The 17892-nt window shown below is 63.2% G+C and carries 19 protein-coding genes; 12 read left to right on the top strand and 7 right to left on the bottom strand.

What is annotated here, in order from left to right; translation table 11 throughout:
• Window positions 1–186: 186 nt before the first annotated feature.
• The 6 genes from H0I86_RS04760 to H0I86_RS04735 all read left to right on the top strand — a co-directional run bounded on the left by H0I86_RS04760 (window position 187) and on the right by H0I86_RS04735 (window position 3253).
• Complete coding sequence (locus H0I86_RS04760; protein ID WP_180924212.1) at window positions 187–759, top strand: antibiotic biosynthesis monooxygenase; 573 nt, start codon at window positions 187–189, stop codon at window positions 757–759.
• A 162-nt stretch (window positions 760–921) separates the two neighbouring features.
• On the top strand, window positions 922–1632 hold the full coding sequence (gene folM, locus H0I86_RS04755) for a dihydromonapterin reductase (RefSeq protein WP_180924211.1): 711 nt from the start codon (window positions 922–924) through the stop codon (window positions 1630–1632).
• A 21-nt stretch (window positions 1633–1653) separates the two neighbouring features.
• Window positions 1654–2214 (top strand): GTP cyclohydrolase I FolE, encoded by a 561-nt coding sequence (gene folE / locus H0I86_RS04750; protein WP_023969626.1) that lies wholly within the window; start codon window positions 1654–1656, stop codon window positions 2212–2214.
• 2 nt (window positions 2215–2216) lie between these two features.
• The gene (gene folX, locus H0I86_RS04745) at window positions 2217–2588 is read left to right on the top strand and encodes a dihydroneopterin triphosphate 2'-epimerase (RefSeq protein ID WP_007929829.1); all 372 of its coding nucleotides are present in this window, start codon (window positions 2217–2219) and stop codon (window positions 2586–2588) included.
• Window positions 2589–2625: 37 nt separating this feature from the next.
• Window positions 2626–2922, top strand: coding sequence for a DUF1244 domain-containing protein (locus H0I86_RS04740; protein ID WP_180924210.1), 297 nt, complete (start codon window positions 2626–2628; stop codon window positions 2920–2922).
• The gene (locus tag H0I86_RS04735) at window positions 2915–3253 is read left to right on the top strand and encodes a HopJ type III effector protein (protein ID WP_180924209.1); all 339 of its coding nucleotides are present in this window, start codon (window positions 2915–2917) and stop codon (window positions 3251–3253) included. Before H0I86_RS04740 ends, H0I86_RS04735 begins: the two co-directional genes overlap by 8 nt.
• 161 nt (window positions 3254–3414) lie before the next feature.
• Here the strand turns inward: H0I86_RS04735 and trxB are convergent, their stop codons facing one another.
• Window positions 3415–4377: a thioredoxin-disulfide reductase gene (gene trxB / locus H0I86_RS04730; protein ID WP_180924208.1), complete on the bottom strand. Its 963-nt coding sequence runs from the start codon at window positions 4375–4377 to the stop codon at window positions 3415–3417.
• A gap of 312 nt (window positions 4378–4689) precedes the next feature.
• On the opposite strand from trxB, the gene cysZ reads away from it, so the two are divergent.
• Window positions 4690–5445 carry a sulfate transporter CysZ gene (cysZ, locus tag H0I86_RS04725; protein ID WP_009042209.1) on the top strand — a complete coding sequence of 252 codons (756 nt, stop codon included), beginning with the start codon at window positions 4690–4692 and terminating at the stop codon, window positions 5443–5445.
• Window positions 5446–5485: 40 nt separating this feature from the next.
• Entirely contained in the window at window positions 5486–6685 is a 1200-nt protein-coding gene (locus tag H0I86_RS04720) for a glycosyltransferase family 4 protein (protein WP_180924207.1), read from the top strand.
• A 107-nt stretch (window positions 6686–6792) separates the two neighbouring features.
• Here H0I86_RS04720 and H0I86_RS04715 read toward each other — a convergent pair whose 3' ends face one another.
• The 3 genes from H0I86_RS04715 to H0I86_RS04705 form a co-directional block, all read right to left on the bottom strand.
• A complete protein-coding gene (locus H0I86_RS04715; RefSeq protein ID WP_180924206.1) occupies window positions 6793–7896 on the bottom strand; it encodes an NADH:flavin oxidoreductase in 1104 nt (367 codons plus the stop codon).
• Between the two features lie 207 nt (window positions 7897–8103).
• Window positions 8104–8586 carry a glutathione peroxidase gene (locus tag H0I86_RS04710; protein WP_180924205.1) on the bottom strand — a complete coding sequence of 161 codons (483 nt, stop codon included), beginning with the start codon at window positions 8584–8586 and terminating at the stop codon, window positions 8104–8106.
• Window positions 8587–8721: 135 nt separating this feature from the next.
• Entirely contained in the window at window positions 8722–9207 is a 486-nt protein-coding gene (locus H0I86_RS04705; protein ID WP_007929845.1) for an FKBP-type peptidyl-prolyl cis-trans isomerase, read from the bottom strand.
• On the opposite strand from H0I86_RS04705, the gene H0I86_RS04700 reads away from it, so the two are divergent.
• The 3 genes from H0I86_RS04700 to yihG all read left to right on the top strand — a co-directional run bounded on the left by H0I86_RS04700 (window position 9176) and on the right by yihG (window position 12582).
• Window positions 9176–9514 (top strand): DUF3565 domain-containing protein, encoded by a 339-nt coding sequence (locus H0I86_RS04700; protein WP_180924204.1) that lies wholly within the window; start codon window positions 9176–9178, stop codon window positions 9512–9514. The two genes, H0I86_RS04705 and H0I86_RS04700, sit on opposite strands and share 32 nt — an antisense overlap.
• A 62-nt stretch (window positions 9515–9576) precedes the next feature.
• Window positions 9577–11676 carry a phosphate acetyltransferase gene (gene pta, locus H0I86_RS04695; protein WP_038582055.1) on the top strand — a complete coding sequence of 700 codons (2100 nt, stop codon included), beginning with the start codon at window positions 9577–9579 and terminating at the stop codon, window positions 11674–11676.
• A complete protein-coding gene (gene yihG, locus H0I86_RS04690) occupies window positions 11677–12582 on the top strand; it encodes a 1-acylglycerol-3-phosphate O-acyltransferase, YihG family (protein ID WP_180924203.1) in 906 nt (301 codons plus the stop codon). It abuts the gene before it with no gap.
• A 153-nt stretch (window positions 12583–12735) separates the two neighbouring features.
• Here yihG and cysN read toward each other — a convergent pair whose 3' ends face one another.
• From cysN to H0I86_RS04675, 3 genes are all read right to left on the bottom strand, one after another.
• Window positions 12736–14634, bottom strand: a complete 1899-nt coding sequence (cysN, locus tag H0I86_RS04685; RefSeq protein WP_180924202.1) for a sulfate adenylyltransferase subunit CysN — start codon at window positions 14632–14634, stop codon at window positions 12736–12738.
• Between the two features lie 12 nt (window positions 14635–14646).
• Window positions 14647–15564, bottom strand: coding sequence for a sulfate adenylyltransferase subunit CysD (gene cysD, locus H0I86_RS04680; RefSeq protein WP_007929849.1), 918 nt, complete (start codon window positions 15562–15564; stop codon window positions 14647–14649).
• Between the two features lie 260 nt (window positions 15565–15824).
• A complete protein-coding gene (locus H0I86_RS04675; RefSeq protein ID WP_180924201.1) occupies window positions 15825–16583 on the bottom strand; it encodes a Nif3-like dinuclear metal center hexameric protein in 759 nt (252 codons plus the stop codon).
• A gap of 102 nt (window positions 16584–16685) precedes the next feature.
• Between H0I86_RS04675 and algW the strand changes: the two genes are divergently transcribed.
• A complete protein-coding gene (gene algW, locus H0I86_RS04670) occupies window positions 16686–17840 on the top strand; it encodes a Do family serine endopeptidase AlgW (protein WP_025806436.1) in 1155 nt (384 codons plus the stop codon).
• Window positions 17841–17892: the final 52 nt, after the last annotated feature.

The raw sequence follows: 17892 nt of genomic DNA, 5'->3' as shown, positions 1-17892 counted from the left end.
TGACGGCCATTCTACTCCCCATCGGTGACAGTTCTTCAACACAGGGCAAAGCGACCGCTGCCTCTGGTGTATTTGTCACAATCAGGAATAATCCTTGCTTGCTTCCAAGACGCAGCCCAACACCCCGGAGCTGCGTCCGGCGTACTGCCTTACCCAGGCAACGCATTGGTTTTACGGAGATACATAATGTCTACCTCACCCGTTACCCTGATGGTCGCCCGGCGTGTCGCCGATGGCCGTTACCAGGACCTGATCGCCTGGCTGCGCGAAGGCGAACAATTGGCCACCGACTTCCCCGGCTATCTCGGCTCCGGCGTGCTCGCCCCGCCGCCCGACGATGACGAATTCCAGATCATCTTCCGCTTCGCCGACGAGCAGACCCTGCACGTCTGGGAGCACTCCGCCTCGCGCACGGCCTGGCTGGCCCGCGGCAGCGACCTGTTCGCCCATCCCCATGAACACCGGGTCAGCGGCATAGACGGCTGGTTCGGCGCGACCGGCCAGCGTCCACCCCGCTGGAAGCAGGCGGTGGCCATCTGGCTGGCCTTCTTCCCGGTGTCGCTGATCTTCAACTTCATCCTCGGCCCGCTGCTGGGCGAACTCGGCCTGGTACCGCGGGTGCTCGTCAGCACCCTGGCCCTGACGCCGCTGATGGTCTACTGGTTCATTCCGCTGTCCACCCGCCTGTTGTCCGGGTGGCTGCACAGCACGCCGGCCCGTCCGCTGCCAACAACCCCTTCCCCACAGAGCCACGTGTAGCAACCGGCTCGCCGGCGATGAGCGATAATGCGGTCTGCCAGACAGACCGCGGCGCCATCATCGCGGGCAACTCGGATCGCCGCCCGCTCGCTTCGGCAGCGGTTTGGGCGAACCCCGCCCGGCGCTGGTATAGTTCTGCTCTACCTGCGACGCGAGCCGTTCATGACTACTTCCCCTGCCCCGATCCTGATCACCGGCGCCGGCCAGCGTGTCGGCCTGCATTGCGCGTTGCGCCTGCTGGAAGACGGTCATCGGGTGATCATCAGCTACCGCACCGAACGCCCGGGCGTGCAGGCCTTGCGTGAGCGTGGCGCGATTGCCCTGTTCGCCGACTTCTCCAGCGAGGCCGGGATCCAGGCCTTCATCAGCCAATTGCACGAGCACACCGACAGCCTGCGGGCGATCGTGCACAACGCCTCGCAATGGCTGGAAGAAACACCCGGCCAGGAAAGCGCGGCCTTCGTCGACATGTTCAGCGTGCACATGCTCGCGCCCTACCTGATCAACCTGCATTGCGCCGACCTGCTGAGATGCTCAAGCCCCGCCGACATCGTGCACATCGGCGACGACGTCACCCGCCGCGGCAGCAGCAAGCACATCGCCTATTGCGCCACCAAGGCCGGCCTCGACAGCCTGACCCTGTCCTTCGCGGCGAAATATGCCCCGACGATCAAGGTCAACGGCATCGCCCCGGCTCTGTTAATGTTCAATCCCGACGACGACGCGGCCTACCGCGCCAAGGCCCTGGCCAAGTCCGCCCTGGGCATCGAGCCCGGTTGCGAAGTGATCTACCAGAGCCTGCGTTATCTGCTCGACAACCCTTATGTCACCGGCACTACCCTGACCGTCAACGGCGGGCGGCACCTCAAGTAAGGCTTCCCGCGAGGACGTTGCATGACGCTTTCCCTGCCCCAGCATTACCGCGAGATCCTCAAGGGTCTCGGCGAAGACCCCGAGCGCGAAGGCCTGCTCGACACCCCACAACGCGCGGCCAAGGCCATGCAGTACCTGTGTCATGGCTACAGCCAGTCGGTGGACGAGGTGGTCAATGGCGCGCTGTTCGCCTCCGATAACGATGAAATGGTCATAGTCGCCGACATCGAACTCTATTCCCTGTGCGAACATCACCTGCTGCCCTTCATCGGCAAGGCCCATGTGGCTTATATTCCCACCGGCAAGGTGCTGGGCCTGTCGAAGATCGCCCGGATCGTCGACATGTTCGCCCGCCGCCTGCAGATCCAGGAAAACCTCACGCGGGAAATCGCCGACGCAGTGCAGCGGGTGACCCAGGCCGCCGGCGTCGCGGTGGTCATCGAAGCCCAGCACATGTGCATGATGATGCGCGGCGTCGAGAAGCAGAACTCGACCATGCACACCTCGGTGATGCTCGGCGCCTTTCGCGAGTCGAGCACCACGCGCCAGGAATTCCTGCAATTGATCGGACGGAGCAAGTAGCAATGCCACAACTTCAGCCAGGAATGGCTCGCATCCGGGTCAAGGACCTGTGCCTGCGGACCTTCATCGGAATCAACGAGGACGAGATCCTCAACAAGCAGGATGTGCTGATCAACCTGACCATCCTGTATGCCGCGCAGGAAGCCGTGCGCGACAACGACATCGACCATGCGCTGAACTACCGCACCATCACCAAGGCGATCATCGCCCATGTGGAGGGCAACCGCTTTGCCCTGCTCGAGCGCCTGACCCAGGAAATCCTCGATCTGATCATGGCCAACGAATCGGTGCTGTACGCCGAGGTCGAGGTCGACAAACCCCACGCCCTGCGTTTCGCCGAGTCGGTGTCGATCACCCTCGCGGCCAGCCGCTGATATCATCCGCGCCACATTTGATTGCACAGAGCCGAACATGACCGAGCAACAACGCCTGGAACTCGAAGCCGCCGCCTTCCGCCGCCTGGTCGCGCACCTGGACAGCCGCAAGGACGTGCAGAACATCGACCTGATGAACCTCGCCGGCTTCTGCCGCAACTGCCTGTCCAAGTGGTACAAGGCCGAGGCCGACGAGCGCCAGATCGAGGTCAGCCTCGATGACGCCCGTGAAGTGGTGTATGGCATGCCCTACGCCGAGTGGAAGACTCTCTACCAGAAAGAAGCCAACGCCGAGCAGCAAGCGGCGTTCGCCAAAGGAAAACCCCATGACTGACCTGAACACCCTGCGCGCCAGCCTCAAGAGCGGCGAACACGTCTTCGCCGACACCCTGGCCTTTATCACCGCCGGCTACGACTACCAGCCACAGGCCTTCGACAACGGCGGTGTGGAGAACGCCGCCGGGCAGAACGAAGGTTCGTGCAAGACCCTGGGCCTGGCCCTGCTGGAAGGCTTGAGCGACGAAGAAGCGCTGTTGGCGTTCGGCGAGCATTACCGCTCGGTGCTGGCCACCCCTGAAGGCAGCGACCACGGCAATATCCGCGCGTTGATCGCCCATGGCCTGGCGGGTGTGAAGTTCGCTCAGCAGCCACTCAAGCGCCGCTGATCTCTGTAGGAGCGAGGCTTGCCCGCGATGGGCACCATGCGGTCTATCTGAAGCACCGCGTTGTCTGGATCGCGGGCAAGTCGGATCGCCGCCCGCTCGCTCCTACAGAAGCAACAGATACAAAAAAACCGGCCTGGGCCGGTTTTTTCATTTCAACGGTCTCAGAACGAAGCGTTCTGCAGGCCGTCCAGGTAGCGCTCGGTGTCCAGCGCGGCCATGCAGCCGGCGCCGGCCGAGGTGATGGCCTGGCGGTACACATGGTCGGCCACGTCACCGGCGGCGAAGATGCCTTCGATGCTGGTCGCGGTGGCATTGCCTTCACGGCCGCCCTGCACCACCAGGTAGCCATCCTTGAGTTCCAGCTGGCCTTCGAACAGCGAAGTGTTCGGGGTGTGGCCGATGGCGATGAACACACCGTCGACCTTGATCTCGTCGAAGCTGCCGTCGTTGCTCTTCAGGCGCGCGCCGGTGACACCCATGTTGTCGCCCAGCACTTCGTCCAGGTTCGCGTTCAGCTTGAGCTCGATCTTGCCTTCGGCAACCCGGGCATTGAGCTTGTCGATCAGGATCTTCTCGGCGCGGAAGGTATCGCGACGGTGGATCAGGGTGACCTTGCTGGCGATGTTGGCCAGGTACAGGGCTTCTTCGACAGCGGTGTTGCCGCCACCGACCACGGCCACTGGCTTGTTGCGATAGAAGAAACCGTCGCAGGTCGCGCAGGCCGACACGCCTTTGCCCATGAAGGCTTCTTCCGAAGGCAGGCCCAGGTAACGGGCGCTGGCGCCGGTGGCGATGATCAGGGCGTCGCAGGTGTAGGTCGCGCTGTCGCCGGTCAGGGTGTAAGGCTTGGCGGCGAAATCCACGGCATTGATGTGATCGAAGACGATTTCGGTTTCGAAACGCTCGGCGTGTTCACGCATGCGCTCCATCAGCGCCGGGCCGGTCAGGCCGTGGACGTCGCCCGGCCAGTTGTCGACTTCGGTGGTGGTGGTCAGCTGACCGCCGGCCTGCATGCCGGTAATCAGCAGCGGCTTCAGGTTGGCGCGGGCGGCATAGACCGCGGCGCTGTAACCGGCAGGGCCGGAACCGAGAATAATCACACGCGAATGACGTACATCAGACATGACTCACTCCTATCGACCGGCCCGGATCTCTGGCGCGGAACGCCGGATTGCCGGCTGGAATAAAAAAGGACGGCGAAAGCACTTGGGGAAGGCTTCAGGTTCGCCCGTCCGAAAATAATGGGTGCAGCGTATAGAGGGGGCGAAGATTAAGGAAATACGGTTTAACAATCCAGCTCATAGGAGGTCTCTATCCGGTATCGGTGTATTTACCGGCGCCTTTGTTACAGTTGATGTCGACCTTGCGACCGCGCTTTCGCCGGTGGGGCAAAGCCGGTAAGGTCGGCGCGTTTTCCCCCTTGCACGGAGCTCCCTATGCCCGCCCCCGTTCTGTCCGGCCCGCAATACCTGCGCGAAGGCCTCAAGCTGGTGCTCAGCCCCGGCCTGCGTCTGTTCGTCCTTTTGCCCCTGGCCATCAACCTGGTGCTGTTCGTCGGATTGATCTATTTCGCCGGCCACCAGTTCAGCCTGTGGGTCGACACCCTGATGCCTTCTTTGCCGGACTGGCTGAGCTTTCTCAGCTACATCCTCTGGCCGCTGTTCGTGGTGCTGGTGCTGCTGATGGTGTTTTTCACCTTCACCATGCTGGCCAACGTGATCGCCGCGCCCTTCAACGGTTTCCTCGCGGAGAAAGTCGAAGTGGTGGTCCGCGGCACCGACGACTTCCCGCCCTTCAGCTGGGCCGAACTGCTGGCCATGATCCCGCGCACCCTGGCCCGGGAAATGCGCAAGCTGGGTTACTTCCTGCCACGGGCCATCGGCCTGTTCATCCTGTCCTTCATTCCGGTGGTGAACCTGGTGGCCGCGCCGCTGTGGCTGCTGTTCGGCGTGTGGATGATGGCGATCCAGTACATCGACTACCCGGCGGACAACCACAAGCTGGGCTGGAACGAGATGCTCGCCTGGCTGCGGGAAAAGCGCTGGCAGAGCATGAGCTTTGGCGGGATCGTCTACCTGGTGCTGCTGATCCCGGTGGTCAACATCCTGATGATGCCGGCGGCGGTGGCCGGTGCGACGCTGTTCTGGGTGCGTGAGCGCGGCGCGGAAAACCTGGTGGCCCAGCAACGCTGAGCGGGTCACAAATCCATCATCGTAACGTCACAATGACGACATGGCCTCGGCTGACACTGAGGTCATGACGACAGCTCTGCATATCACTCTGATCACCGAAACCTTCCCACCGGAAATCAATGGCGTGGCCAATACCCTTGGCCGCCTGTGCGATGGATTGCGCGCCCGCGGCCACCAGGTGGAACTGATCCGCCCACGCCAGGGCAGCGATCAGAGCCGGGTCAGCGACGACGGTCTGCTGCTGTGTCGCGGCTGGCCGTTACCGGGTTATCCGGGGCTGCAATGGGGCCAGTCGTCGATGCACAAGCTGCTGCGGCGCTGGAAACGCCATCGCCCGGATGTGCTGTACATCGCCACCGAGGGCCCGCTGGGCCTGTCCGCGCTACGGGCGGCGCGACGCCTGGGGATTTCCGTGGTCAGCGGTTTCCACACCAACTTCCAGCAGTACTCCAGCCAGTACGGCCTGGGTTTGCTGACGCGCCTGCTGACCCACTATCTGCGCTGGTTCCACAACCGCTCCAAGCTGACCCTGGTGCCCAGCGCCAGCCAGCGCCTGGAACTGGAGCGACGCAACTTCGAACGCCTGGCGCTGCTGTCGCGCGGGGTCGACAGCCAGCTGTTCCACCCGGCCAAGCGGCTCAACGAGTTGCGCGAAAGCTGGGGCCTGGGCAGCGACGATATCGCGGTGATTCATGTCGGCCGCCTGGCGCCGGAGAAGAACCTGGGCCTGCTCAAACGCTGCTTCACTCAGCTGCAGAGCACTTATCCACAGCAGTCCATGAAATTGATCGTGGTGGGCGATGGCCCGCAACGCGCGATCCTGCAGAAGGAACTGCCGGACGCCGTGTTCTGTGGCTCGCAACGCGGCGAGGCGCTGGCCAGTCACTATGCCTCGGGGGATCTGTTTCTGTTCCCGAGCCTGACCGAAACCTTCGGCAACGTGGTGCTCGAGGCTCTGGCCTCGGGGCTGGCCGTGGTGGCTTATGACCAGGCCGCGGCGGCCCAGCATATTCGCCATGGCTACAACGGTGTGCTGGCGATGCCCGGGGACGAATGTGCGTTCTGCGATGCGGCCAGTTGGCTGCTGGAGGAGCGCGAGACTTTGCGCCGGGTACGCCTCAATGCCCGCCAGCACGCCAGCCGCCAGGGCTGGGCGGCGATCATCGAGCAGTTTGAAACCCAGCTGCGGGGCGCCTGCATGGAAGAAGTGGTGGTGCCCGAGGGGCGGTTGTTGCCCTAGCGCTGAAAACATCCGCTGCAAAAGCATCTCGGGCAAGCCTCGCTCCTACACAGCGTTGATCCTGTAGGAGCGAGGCCTGCCCGCGATCGTATTTCCAGGCGCTGCGCTCAGACCAGCGTCATCAACGCCTCACGGCTGAATGGCAGGATGTCCTGCTCGCGACCGTCACGCACCTTCTGCGCCCAGTCCGGGTCCACCAGCAATGCGCGTCCTACCGCCACCAGATCGAACTCATCGTTGTTCAGGCGCTCGAGGAGTTTTTCCAGGCTCGCCGGTTGCGCCACCTTGTCGGTGTTGACCATGAACTGCAGGAACTCGCCATCGAGGCCGACGCTGCCCACGGTGATGGTCGGCTTGCCGGTGAGCTGGCGGGTCCAGCCGGCCAGGTTCAGTTTGGAACCCTCGAACTCCGGCTCCCAGAAACGCCGGGTGGAGCAGTGGAAGATATCCACACCGGCCTCCGCCAGCGGCTTGAGGAACTCACCCAAGGCCTCGGGGGTTTGTACCAGGCGGGCGCTGTAGTCCTGCTGCTTCCACTGCGAGAAGCGGAAGATGATCGGGAAGTCGGGGCCCACCGCGGCGCGCACGGCCTGGATCAGCTCGACGGCAAAACGCGAGCGCTGGGCCAGGTCGCCACCGTACTCGTCGGTACGCTGGTTGCTGCCGTCCCAGAAGAACTGGTCGACCAGGTAGCCGTGGGCACCATGGATCTCCACGCCGTCCATGCCGATGCTCTGGGCATCCTTGGCGGCCTGGGCGAAGGCGGCGATCACTTCGCGGATATCGTCCTGGGTCATGCCGTGGACCACCACCTGGCCGTCCTTGAGTTTTTCCGACGGGCCGTAACCCGGCACGCTGGCATCCGGCTCGGTACCCAGGCGGCGCACGTTGCCCACATGCCACAGCTGCGGAACGATCTTGCCGCCTTCGGCGTGCACCGCGTCCACCACCTTCTTCCAGCCGGCCAGGGCCGCTTCGCCATAGAAGCGCGGCACGTTCGGATAACCGTTGGAAGCCTTGTGCCCGACCGTGGTGCCTTCGGTGATGATCAGGCCGACCCCGGCCGCGGCGCGACGACGGTAATACTCGATGACTTTCGAGTTCGGCACGCCACCGGGGGAAAACGACCGGGTCATCGGCGCCATCACCACACGGCTCGACAGCTCCAGGGCACCCAGCTGAAAGGGTTTGAACAAGGCTTGAACGGGCATGCTGTACTCCAGTGCTGAAGGTCTGAATCGCGGGAAGCGGCAGGTCGGGCGAGTGCGCCGACGGCCTTATGATGGCGATAATATTCCGTGCCCCAGACAACGCCCAGCACTATTGACCGGGGTGATTAAGGTGCCAAAGCGCAGAGAAGCGGAGGGTGCGCGAACGCGCGGTAAAACCGGCCGGGCAGCGGGGCCCGGCGTGCAGATTCAGCTCAAGGCTTTTTCGATGGCCTGGACCACGGCCGGATCATCCGGTGCGGTGCGCGGGGAGAAACGCGCCAGGACGCGGCCGTCCTTGCCCAGCAGGAACTTCTCGAAGTTCCAGGTGATATCGCCCGGGAATTCCGCCCCTTCGCCCGCCAGCAGACGGTACAACTGATGGCGCTCCGGACCGTTGACGTCCAGCTTGCTGCTCAACGGAAAGGTCACCCCGTAGTTGAGGCTGCAGAATTCCTGGATCTCCTGTTCGGAGCCCGGCTCCTGCCCGGCGAACTGATTGCACGGCAGGCCCAGCACGCTGAACCCCTGGCCTTTGTATTGCTGGTAGAGGTTCTCCAGCGCCGCGTATTGTGGTGTGAGACCACACTTGGAGGCGACGTTGACCACCAGCACGACGTGCCCCTTGAAAGGCGCGAGCGGTAGCTCCTGACCATCCAGGGCTTTCAATTTAAGGTCGTGAAAAGCACTCATGACGAACTCCAGATTCCCGTGTTCTTGCAGAAAACAGCCACTCGACAGTACCGCCTGTTGCCCGGCGATAAAAGCCGCGGACTAAAAAGGCGCCCTCGGGCGCCTCTCCAGTCAGATTTGAGCTTAGCGCAGAAATCAGTGGTGATGGCCACCTTCGCCATGGACGTGACCATGGGCGATTTCTTCCTGGCTGGCGTCGCGGATGTCGACAACCTTGACCTTGAAGTTCAGGCGCTGGCCGGCCAGCGGGTGGTTGCCGTCGACGGTCACGTCGTCGCCGTCCAGGTCGCGGATGGTGACGATCTGCATCTGGCCGTCCGGAGCGGAAGCGTGGAACTGCATGCCCACTTCCAGTTCGTCGACGCCTTCGAACATGCTGCGGCTCAGGGTGCTGACCAGTTCGGCGGCGTATTCGCCGTAGGCATCTTCCGGCTCAACGGCAACGCTCAGCTCGTCGCCGACGTTCTTGCCTTCCAGGGCCTTTTCCAGGCCTGGAATGATGTTCCCTGCGCCATGCAGGTAGACCAGCGGGGCGCCGCCGGCAGAGCTGTCGATGACCTCACCAGCGTCATTGGTGAGGGTATAGTCGATGGAGACAGCCTTATTGGCGGCGATCAGCATGGGGCGAGACCTTTTGCATAAGAATGAAGAACGTCCAAGTTTAGCGAAGCAATCGCCCGAAAGCGAACGGAACCCGGACAAACGGAACGCGGCGCCAGGCTCGACGATCGTCGGCTTTCATCAGGATGAAGACGGCCACTGGGTCGTCGAGCTGTCCTGTGGCCATACCCAGCACCTGCGCCACCAGCCGCCCTGGCAATCGCGGGCCTGGATCCTGGATCCGCACAAACGCATGGAAAAAATAGGCCAGCCCTTTGCCTGCGGTTGGTGCGCACAAGGCTCGGTTAGCGCTAACCTTGGCGCCTGAATTTCCGGTAGAGCAGTACACATAAGCGACTCACCGTTGCCATGCACCCTTCGAGAATCCGCATGCAAACTTTTTTTATCGCACCCACCGATTTTGGCGTGGGTCTGACCTCCATCAGCCTCGGGCTGGTGCGTACCCTGGAACGGGCCGGCCTCAAGGTCGGCTTCTTCAAACCCATTGCCCAGCCTCACCCAGGCGATACCGGTCCTGAGCGCTCGACCGAACTGGTAGCCCGCACCCATGGCCTTAAACCGCCGCAGCCGCTGGGCCTGGCCCATGTCGAACGGATGCTCGGCGACGGCCAGTTGGACGAGTTGCTGGAAGAGATCATCACCCTCTACCAGCAGGCGGCCGTCGGCAAGGACGTGCTGGTGGTCGAAGGCATGGTGCCGACCCGTAGCGCCAGCTATGCCGCGCGGGTCAACCTGCACCTGGCGAAAAGCCTGGATGCCGAGGTGATCCTGGTGTCCGCCCCGGAAAACGAAGTGCTCACCGAACTGTCCGGTCGCGTGGAGTTGCAGGCGCAGTTGTTCGGCGGCCCGCGCGACCCGAAAGTGCTGGGGGTGATCCTCAACAAGGTGCGTACCGACGAAAGCATGGAGGCCTTTTCTGCCCGTCTGAAAGAGCACTCGCCCCTGCTGCGCAGCGGCGACTTCCGCCTGCTCGGCTGTATCCCTTTCCAGCCGGAACTGAACGCGCCGCGCACCCGCGACGTCGCCGACCTGATGGGCGCCCAGGTGCTCAACGCCGGCGACTACGAAAGCCGGCGCATGACCAAGATCATCATCTGCGCGCGCACCATGCGTAACACCGTGGAGCTGCTCAAGCCCGGCGTGCTGGTGGTGACGCCCGGCGACCGCGATGACATCATCCTCGCCGTGAGCCTGGCGGCGATCAACGGCGTGCCCCTGGCCGGGTTGCTGCTGACCAGCGACACCCTGCCCGACCCTCGGATCATGGACCTGTGCCGCGGCGCCTTGAATGCCGGCCTGCCGGTGCTGTCGGTGAGCACCGGCTCCTACGATACCGCCAACCAGCTGAACAGTCTGAACAAGGAAATCCCCATCGATGATCGCGAGCGCGCAGAGATCATCACCGACTTCGTCGCCAGCCACCTGGACGCCAAGTGGCTGCACCAGCGTTGCGGCACGCCGCGGGAAATGCGCCTGTCGCCGGCGGTGTTCCGCTACCAGTTGATCCAGCGCGCCCAGGAAGCCAACAAGCGCATCGTCCTGCCCGAAGGCAGCGAGCCGCTGACCGTGCAGGCCGCGGCGATCTGCCAGGCGCGCGGCATCGCCCGTTGCGTGCTGCTGGCCAAGCCGGCGGATGTCGAGGCGGTCGCCCGGGCCCAGGGCATCGAGTTGCCGCCAGGCCTGGAAGTCATCGACCCGGACCAGATCCGCGAACGCTACGTCGAGCCGATGGTGGCGCTGCGCAAGAGCAAGAGTCTCAACGCGCCGATGGCCGAACAGCAACTGGAAGACCCGGTAGTGATCGGCACCATGATGCTGGCCCTGGACGAAGTCGATGGCCTGGTCTCCGGCCTGATCCACTCCACTGCCAATACCATCCGCCCGGCCTTGCAGTTGATCAAAACCGCACCGGGCTGCACCCTGGTGTCGTCGGTGTTCTTCATGCTGTTCCCCGAGCAGGTGCTGGTCTACGGCGACTGCGTGATGAACCCGCACCCGAGCGCCAGCGAGCTGGCCGAGATCGCCCTGCAAAGCGCCGACTCGGCAGCGGCGTTCGGCATCACCCCGCGGGTGGCGATGATCAGCTATTCCAGCGGCGAGTCGGCCAGTGGCGAAGAAGTGGAGAAAGTCCGCGAAGCCACCCTGCTGGCCCATGAAGCCCAGAACTCGCTGCTGATCGATGGCCCCTTGCAATACGACGCCGCGGCCAACGAAGCCGTGGCCCAGCAACTGGCGCCCAACAGCCAGGTCGCCGGCAAGGCCACGGTGTTCGTGTTCCCCGACCTGAACACCGGTAACACCACCCACAAGGCCGTGCAGCGCAGCGCCGACTGCGTCAGCCTCGGGCCGATGCTGCAAGGCCTGCGCAAGCCGGTGAACGACCTGCCCCGTGGCGCCCAAGTCGACGACATCGTCTACACCATCGCCCTGACCGCGATTCAAGCCGCCAACCGACCTCTGGATGTGTAAATGCTGGATTTTCTACCTGCACCGCTGCGAGGCGTGATCGCCTCGCTGTTGTTGGCGCTCAACACCATCGTCTGCTGCACGCCGCTGTTCGTGGTGGCGATCTTCAAGTTGCTGCTGCCCTTCCCGGCGGCCCAGCGCTTCACCGACTGGCTGATGAGCCACATCCATGAAGCCTGGATCAGCAACAACAAGGCCTGGATGAGCCTGCTCGGGCACACCCGCTGGCACCTCAGCGGGCTCGACGGCCTGGACTACCGGCACTCGTACCTGATCACCAGCAACCACCAGAGCTGGGTCGACATCATGGTCCTGCAATACGTGCTCAACCGGCGCATCCGCCCGCTGAAGTTCTTCCTCAAGCAGGAGCTGATCTGGGTCCCGGTGATTGGCCTCGCCTGGTGGGCCCTGGGTTTCCCGTTCATGAAGCGCTACTCCAAGGCCTACCTGGAAAAATACCCGGAGAAAAAGGGCAAGGACCTGGAGACCACCCGCAAGACCTGCGCGAAATTCCGCGACAACCCGGTGGGCATCTTCAACTTCGTCGAAGGCACACGCTTCACCAAGGCCAAGCATGCGCAACAGGCCTCGCCGTTCCGCTACCTGCTCAAGCCCAAGGCCGGCGGCATCGCCTTCGTGCTGGACGCCATGGGCGAGCAACTGGAATCCATCGTCAACGTGACCATCCACTACCCGGCGGGGCAGCCGGGTTACTGGGACCTGTTGTGCGGCAAGGTCAATGAGGTGGTGGTGCATTTCGAAGAGCTACCGATTCCACCGCAGTTCATCGGCAAGAACTACGACCAGGATGGCGTGTATCGCCTGGAGTTCCAGGGCTGGATCAACCAGCTGTGGCACGACAAGGACGCGCTGCTGGAGCAGATGCATCGGGAGTATCCGGGCAAATAGCGGGCGCCTGCAAGGCGCCTTATCGCGGGCAACACAGGAGCCACACTCCTTGCTTCTGTAGGAGCGAGGCTTGCCCGCGCTAGCCTTCTCAAGGCCACAAAAAAGCCCGCCGTCGATCACTCGACGGCGGGCTTTTTTATCGGCCGCTAAGGCTTAGATCGCGCCGCGCTTGCGCAGCAGTTCCAGCACTTGCTTGACACCCTCTTCCAGCGACACGGACTGGGTGTCGATCACCAGATCGGCATCCAGCGGCACGTCGTACGGGAAGGACTCGCCCGGGATATTATCCCCACCCGCGGCGTACAGGCCCTGCGGGTCACGCTCGGCGCAGGCCGCCGGGGAGGCCTGGACGTAGACCGTCAGCAGACGCTCCTTGCCGATCAGGTCCCTGGCCTGTTCACGACCTTCCGCACTCGGCGCGACGAACGCCGCCAGGGTCAGCAGGCCGGCTTCGTTGAACTGACGCGCCACGTGTGCGGCCCGCCGCCAGTTCTCGGTGCGCCCGGCGCGATCCTGAGGCAGACCTTTATTCAGGTCGTGACGCAGGTTCTGGCCGTCGAGGACGAACACCGCACGGCCCATGTCGAACAGCTTGCGCTCGACCGCGTAGGCCAGGGTGCTCTTGCCGGCGCCGGACAGGCCGCTGAACAGCACGGTGGCCGGTTGCTGGCCGAAGCGCTGGGCGCGCTCCTCGGTGGCGACATGGGCCAGCTTGCCATGGTGCGTGACGCTGCCATGCACCACAGTCTGAGCGACGATCATGCCGGCGCCGACGGTGCCGTTGGTCAAGCGGTCGATGACGATGAAGGCACCGGTGGTGCGGTTGCTGTCGTAACCGTCGAGGGCGATCGGTGCGTCGAGGGCGATCTTGACCTTGCCGATCTCGTTCAGCTGCAGAGCGCTGGCCGGACCTTCTTCAAGGGTGTTCACGTCGACCCTGTTGACGATGCTGGCGATGGAACCCGGCACGTAACTGGTGGCGCGCTTGATGTCGTACTTCTTGCCCGGCAGCATCGGCTCTTCGGCCATCCATACCAGCATGGCTTCGAAGCTGTCGGTCACCGGCGGTACGTTGTCGGCATGCACCAGCAGGTCGCCACGGGAGATATCGATCTCGTCTTCCATGGTCAGGGTCACGGCCTGGCCCGGGCCGGCATGCTCCAGCTCGCCTTCGAAGGTGACGATGGACTTCACCCGGCTGCTCTTGCCCGACGGCAGCACCACGACTTCGTCACCCTTGTGCACGATGCCGCTGGCCAGGGTCCCGGCGAAACCACGGAAGTTCAGGTTCGGACGGTTGACGTACTGCACCGGGAAGCGCAGGTCGGTGAAGTTGCGATCGCCCGCCACTTCCACGGTCTCGAGGATTTCCATCAGCGACTGGCCGGTGTACCACGGCGAGCGCTCGGACTTGTTCACCACGTTGTCGCCCTTGAGGGCCGACATCGGCACGAAGTGCAGGCTGGCGGGCTTCATCTTCAGACCTTCGGCGAACTTCAGGTAGTCTGCCTTGATCGACTCGAACACGCCCTGGTCGAAGTCCTTGAGGTCCATCTTGTTGATGGCCACGACTATGTGCTTGATGCCCAGCAGGGAGGCGATGAAGCTGTGGCGACGGGTCTGGGTCTGCACGCCATAGCGGGCGTCCACCAGGATGATCGCCAGGTCACAGGTGGAAGCACCGGTGGCCATGTTGCGGGTGTACTGCTCATGGCCGGGGGTGTCGGCAATGATGAATTTGCGCTTGGCGGTGGAGAAATAGCGGTAGGCGACATCGATGGTGATGCCCTGCTCACGCTCGGCCTGCAGGCCGTCGACCAGCAGCGCCAGGTCGATGTCGTCACCGGTGGTGCCGACTTTTTTCGAGTCGCGGGTAATGGCTTCCAGATGGTCTTCGTAGATCATCTTCGAGTCGTGCAGCAGGCGCCCGATCAGGGTGCTCTTGCCGTCGTCGACGTTACCGCAGGTCAGGAAGCGCAGCAGTTCTTTGCGTTCGTGCTGGGCCAGGTAGGCGAGGATGTCCTCGCTGATCAATTCGGATTGATGCGACATGTTAGACCCTACTTAGAAATAGCCCTGACGTTTCTTGTCTTCCATGGAACCGGCGCCGTCGTGATCGATGACCCGGCCCTGGCGCTCGGAAGTCCGCGTCAGGAGCATTTCCTGAATGATGTCCGTCAGGCTTTCGGCCTCGGACTCCACCGCGCCCGTCAACGGGTAGCAGCCAAGGGTACGGAAACGCACCTTCTTCTTGACGATGCGGGCCTTCTCCTCGTCGGAGAGGTGCTCGAGGATGCGCTCGTCGTCGATCATGATCAGGGTGCCGTTCTTCTCGATCACTTCGCGCTCGGCAGCGAAGTACAGCGGCACGATCGGGATGCCCTCGAGGTAGATGTATTGCCAGATGTCCAGCTCGGTCCAGTTCGACAGCGGGAAGACGCGGATCGACTCGCCCTTGTTGACCTTGCCGTTGTAGACGTTCCACAGCTCGGGGCGCTGGTTCTTCGGGTCCCAGCGATGCTTGCTGTCGCGGAACGAGTACACGCGCTCCTTGGCGCGGGATTTCTCTTCGTCACGCCGGGCACCGCCGAACGCCGCATCGAAACCGTACTTGTCCAGCGCCTGCTTGAGGCCCTCGGTTTTCATGATGTCGGTGTGCTTGGCACTGCCGTGGGTGAAGGGGTTGATGCCCTGCGCAACGCCTTCCGGGTTGACGTGGGTGATCAGCTCCAGGCCCAGCTCCTCGACCATGCGATCGCGGAACTTGTACATCTCCTGGAATTTCCACTGGGTGTCGACGTGCATCACCGGAAACGGCAGCTTGCCCGGGAAGAACGCCTTGCGCGCCAGGTGCAGCATCACGGCGGAGTCTTTACCGATGGAGTACAGCATCACCGGGTTGTCGAACTCGGCGGCCACCTCGCGGATGATGTGGATGCTTTCCGCCTCCAGCTGTTTCAGATGCGTCAGTTTGTCGACCATGGCTACTCACGAAAGCTTTCTTATGGACGGCCTGCGGGCCGTGTTCGAGCGGGGCATGCTAGCACAGCGACCTCTTCTAATCAGGACGCCAGCTAGATCGAAACGGTATATTAATATACCCGCCTGTTTGCTGTGTTTACGCCTCTCTGTAGCCGCTGCCGCAGGCTGCGATCGACTGCGCGGCAAGCGTGCTCTCGAAGGTCATGGGAAGCCCCTTCGGGCCTTGTCGTCGCCTGCGGCAGCGGCTACAGGGCAAGGCTTTATATAGGGTTCGGGCAGTCGATGAACAAGTGCTCGAGGGCGAAGCGGCGGGCCAGGTAATCCCCCAGCGCCTGCACGCCGTAACGCTCGGTGGCGTGATGACCGGCGGCGATAAAACTGATGTCGTTTTCCCGGGCGCTGTGGAAGGTCTGCTCCGAGGCCTCGCCGCTCAGGTACAGATCGACGCCGGCTAGCACCGCCTGGTCGATGTAGCCCTGGCCGCCGCCGGTGCACCAGCCGACACGCCGGATCATCTTGCTGCCTTCGACCACCAGCGGCTCGCGCCCTATTACCTCCTGGACCTTGCGCGCGAAGTCCCGCGCGGTCATGGGCTCGGCGAGGGAACCGACCAGCCCGACGATCTTCAGGTTGTCCGGGTCCAGCGGGCCTTCCACAGTAATATCCAGTTGCCGCGCCAGTTGCACGTTGTTGCCGACGTCCGGATGCAGGTCCAGCGGCAGGTGATAGGCCAGCAGGCTGATATCGTGCTTGAGCAGGGTTTTTAGCCGACGCTGCTTCATGCCCGTGATACAGGGATTCTCGCCTTTCCAGAAATAGCCGTGATGCACCAGCACCAGATCGGCATTGGCCTCCACCGCGGCATCGAGCAATGCCTGGCTGGCCGTGACGCCGCTGACGATGCGCAGCACCTGTGGCCGGCCTTCGACCTGCAGGCCATTGGGGCAGTAATCAGCGATTCGCGAACTGCCCAGGTAGCGGTCAGCCTCCTCTACCAGAGTGCTCAGGGCAACGGCCATAAAAGACTCCTAAATATCCCGTTCAGAGGCGCGCGCGGCCTCGTATAATGCGCGACATTATGGGCCGTCCCGGGCGGCCTGCAACCTCTCAGGACTTGCTCAATGCTCAAGGCTCTGCGTTTTTTTGGCTGGCCGCTGTTGGCCGGCGTGCTTATCGCGTTGCTGATAATTCAGCGTTACCCGCAATGGGTCGGCCTGCCCAGCCTGGACGTCAACCTGCAGCAAGCCCCGCAAACCAAGGCGCTTCGACAAGGCCCGGTGTCCTATGCCGATGCCGTGGCGATCGCCGCGCCGGCGGTGGTCAACCTGTACACCACCAAGGTCATCAACAAACCGGCGCACCCGTTGTTCGAGGACCCGCAGTTCCGCCGCTTCTTCGGCGACAACCTGCCCAAGCAGCAGCGCATGGAGTCGAGCCTGGGTTCCGGGGTGATCATGAGCCCCGAAGGTTATCTGCTGACCAACAACCACGTGACCTCCGGCGCCGAGCAGATTGTGGTGGCGCTCAAGGACGGTCGTGAAACCCTGGCCCACGTAATCGGCAGCGACCCGGAAACCGACCTGGCGGTCCTCAAGATCGACCTGAAGAACCTGCCTTCGATCACCGTCGGACGCTCCGACAGCATCCGCATCGGTGACGTGACCCTGGCCATCGGCAACCCGTTCGGCGTCGGCCAGACCGTGACCATGGGCATCATCAGCGCCACCGGGCGCAATCAGCTGGGCCTGAACAACTACGAAGACTTCATCCAGACCGACGCGGCGATCAACCCGGGCAACTCCGGCGGCGCGCTGGTGGATGCCAACGGCAACCTGACCGGGATCAACACGGCGATCTTTTCCAAGTCCGGCGGCTCCCAGGGCATTGGCTTCGCCATCCCGATCAAGCTGGCCATGGAGGTGATGAAGTCGATCATCGAGCACGGCCAGGTGATTCGTGGCTGGCTGGGCATCGAGGTGCAGCCGCTGACCCAGGAACTGGCCGAATCGTTCGGCTTGTCCGGGCGTCCGGGCATCGTGGTGGCGGGGATTTTCCGCGACGGTCCGGCGCAAAAGGCCGGTATGCAGTTGGGTGACGTGATTCTCAGCATCGATGGCGAACCGGCCGGCGATGGCCGTCGCTCGATGAACCAGGTGGCGCGGATCAAACCCAGTGACAAGGTCAGCATCCAGGTGATGCGCAACGGCAAGGAGCTCAAGCTCACCGCCGAAATCGGCCTGCGCCCGCCACCGGCGCCGGTCAAGGAAAAAGAGTAAAAGCATCGTGAGCCAGCTCGCTCCAACAGGAGGAGCTGGCTCGTGATAGGGC

Origin of the sequence: Pseudomonas chlororaphis subsp. aurantiaca (assembly GCF_013466605.1) — a bacterium.
Taxonomy (GTDB): domain Bacteria; phylum Pseudomonadota; class Gammaproteobacteria; order Pseudomonadales; family Pseudomonadaceae; genus Aquipseudomonas; species Aquipseudomonas chlororaphis_I.
The sequence above is the reverse complement of the archived record's forward strand: the minus strand, read 5'-3'. Positions and strand labels throughout refer to the sequence as shown.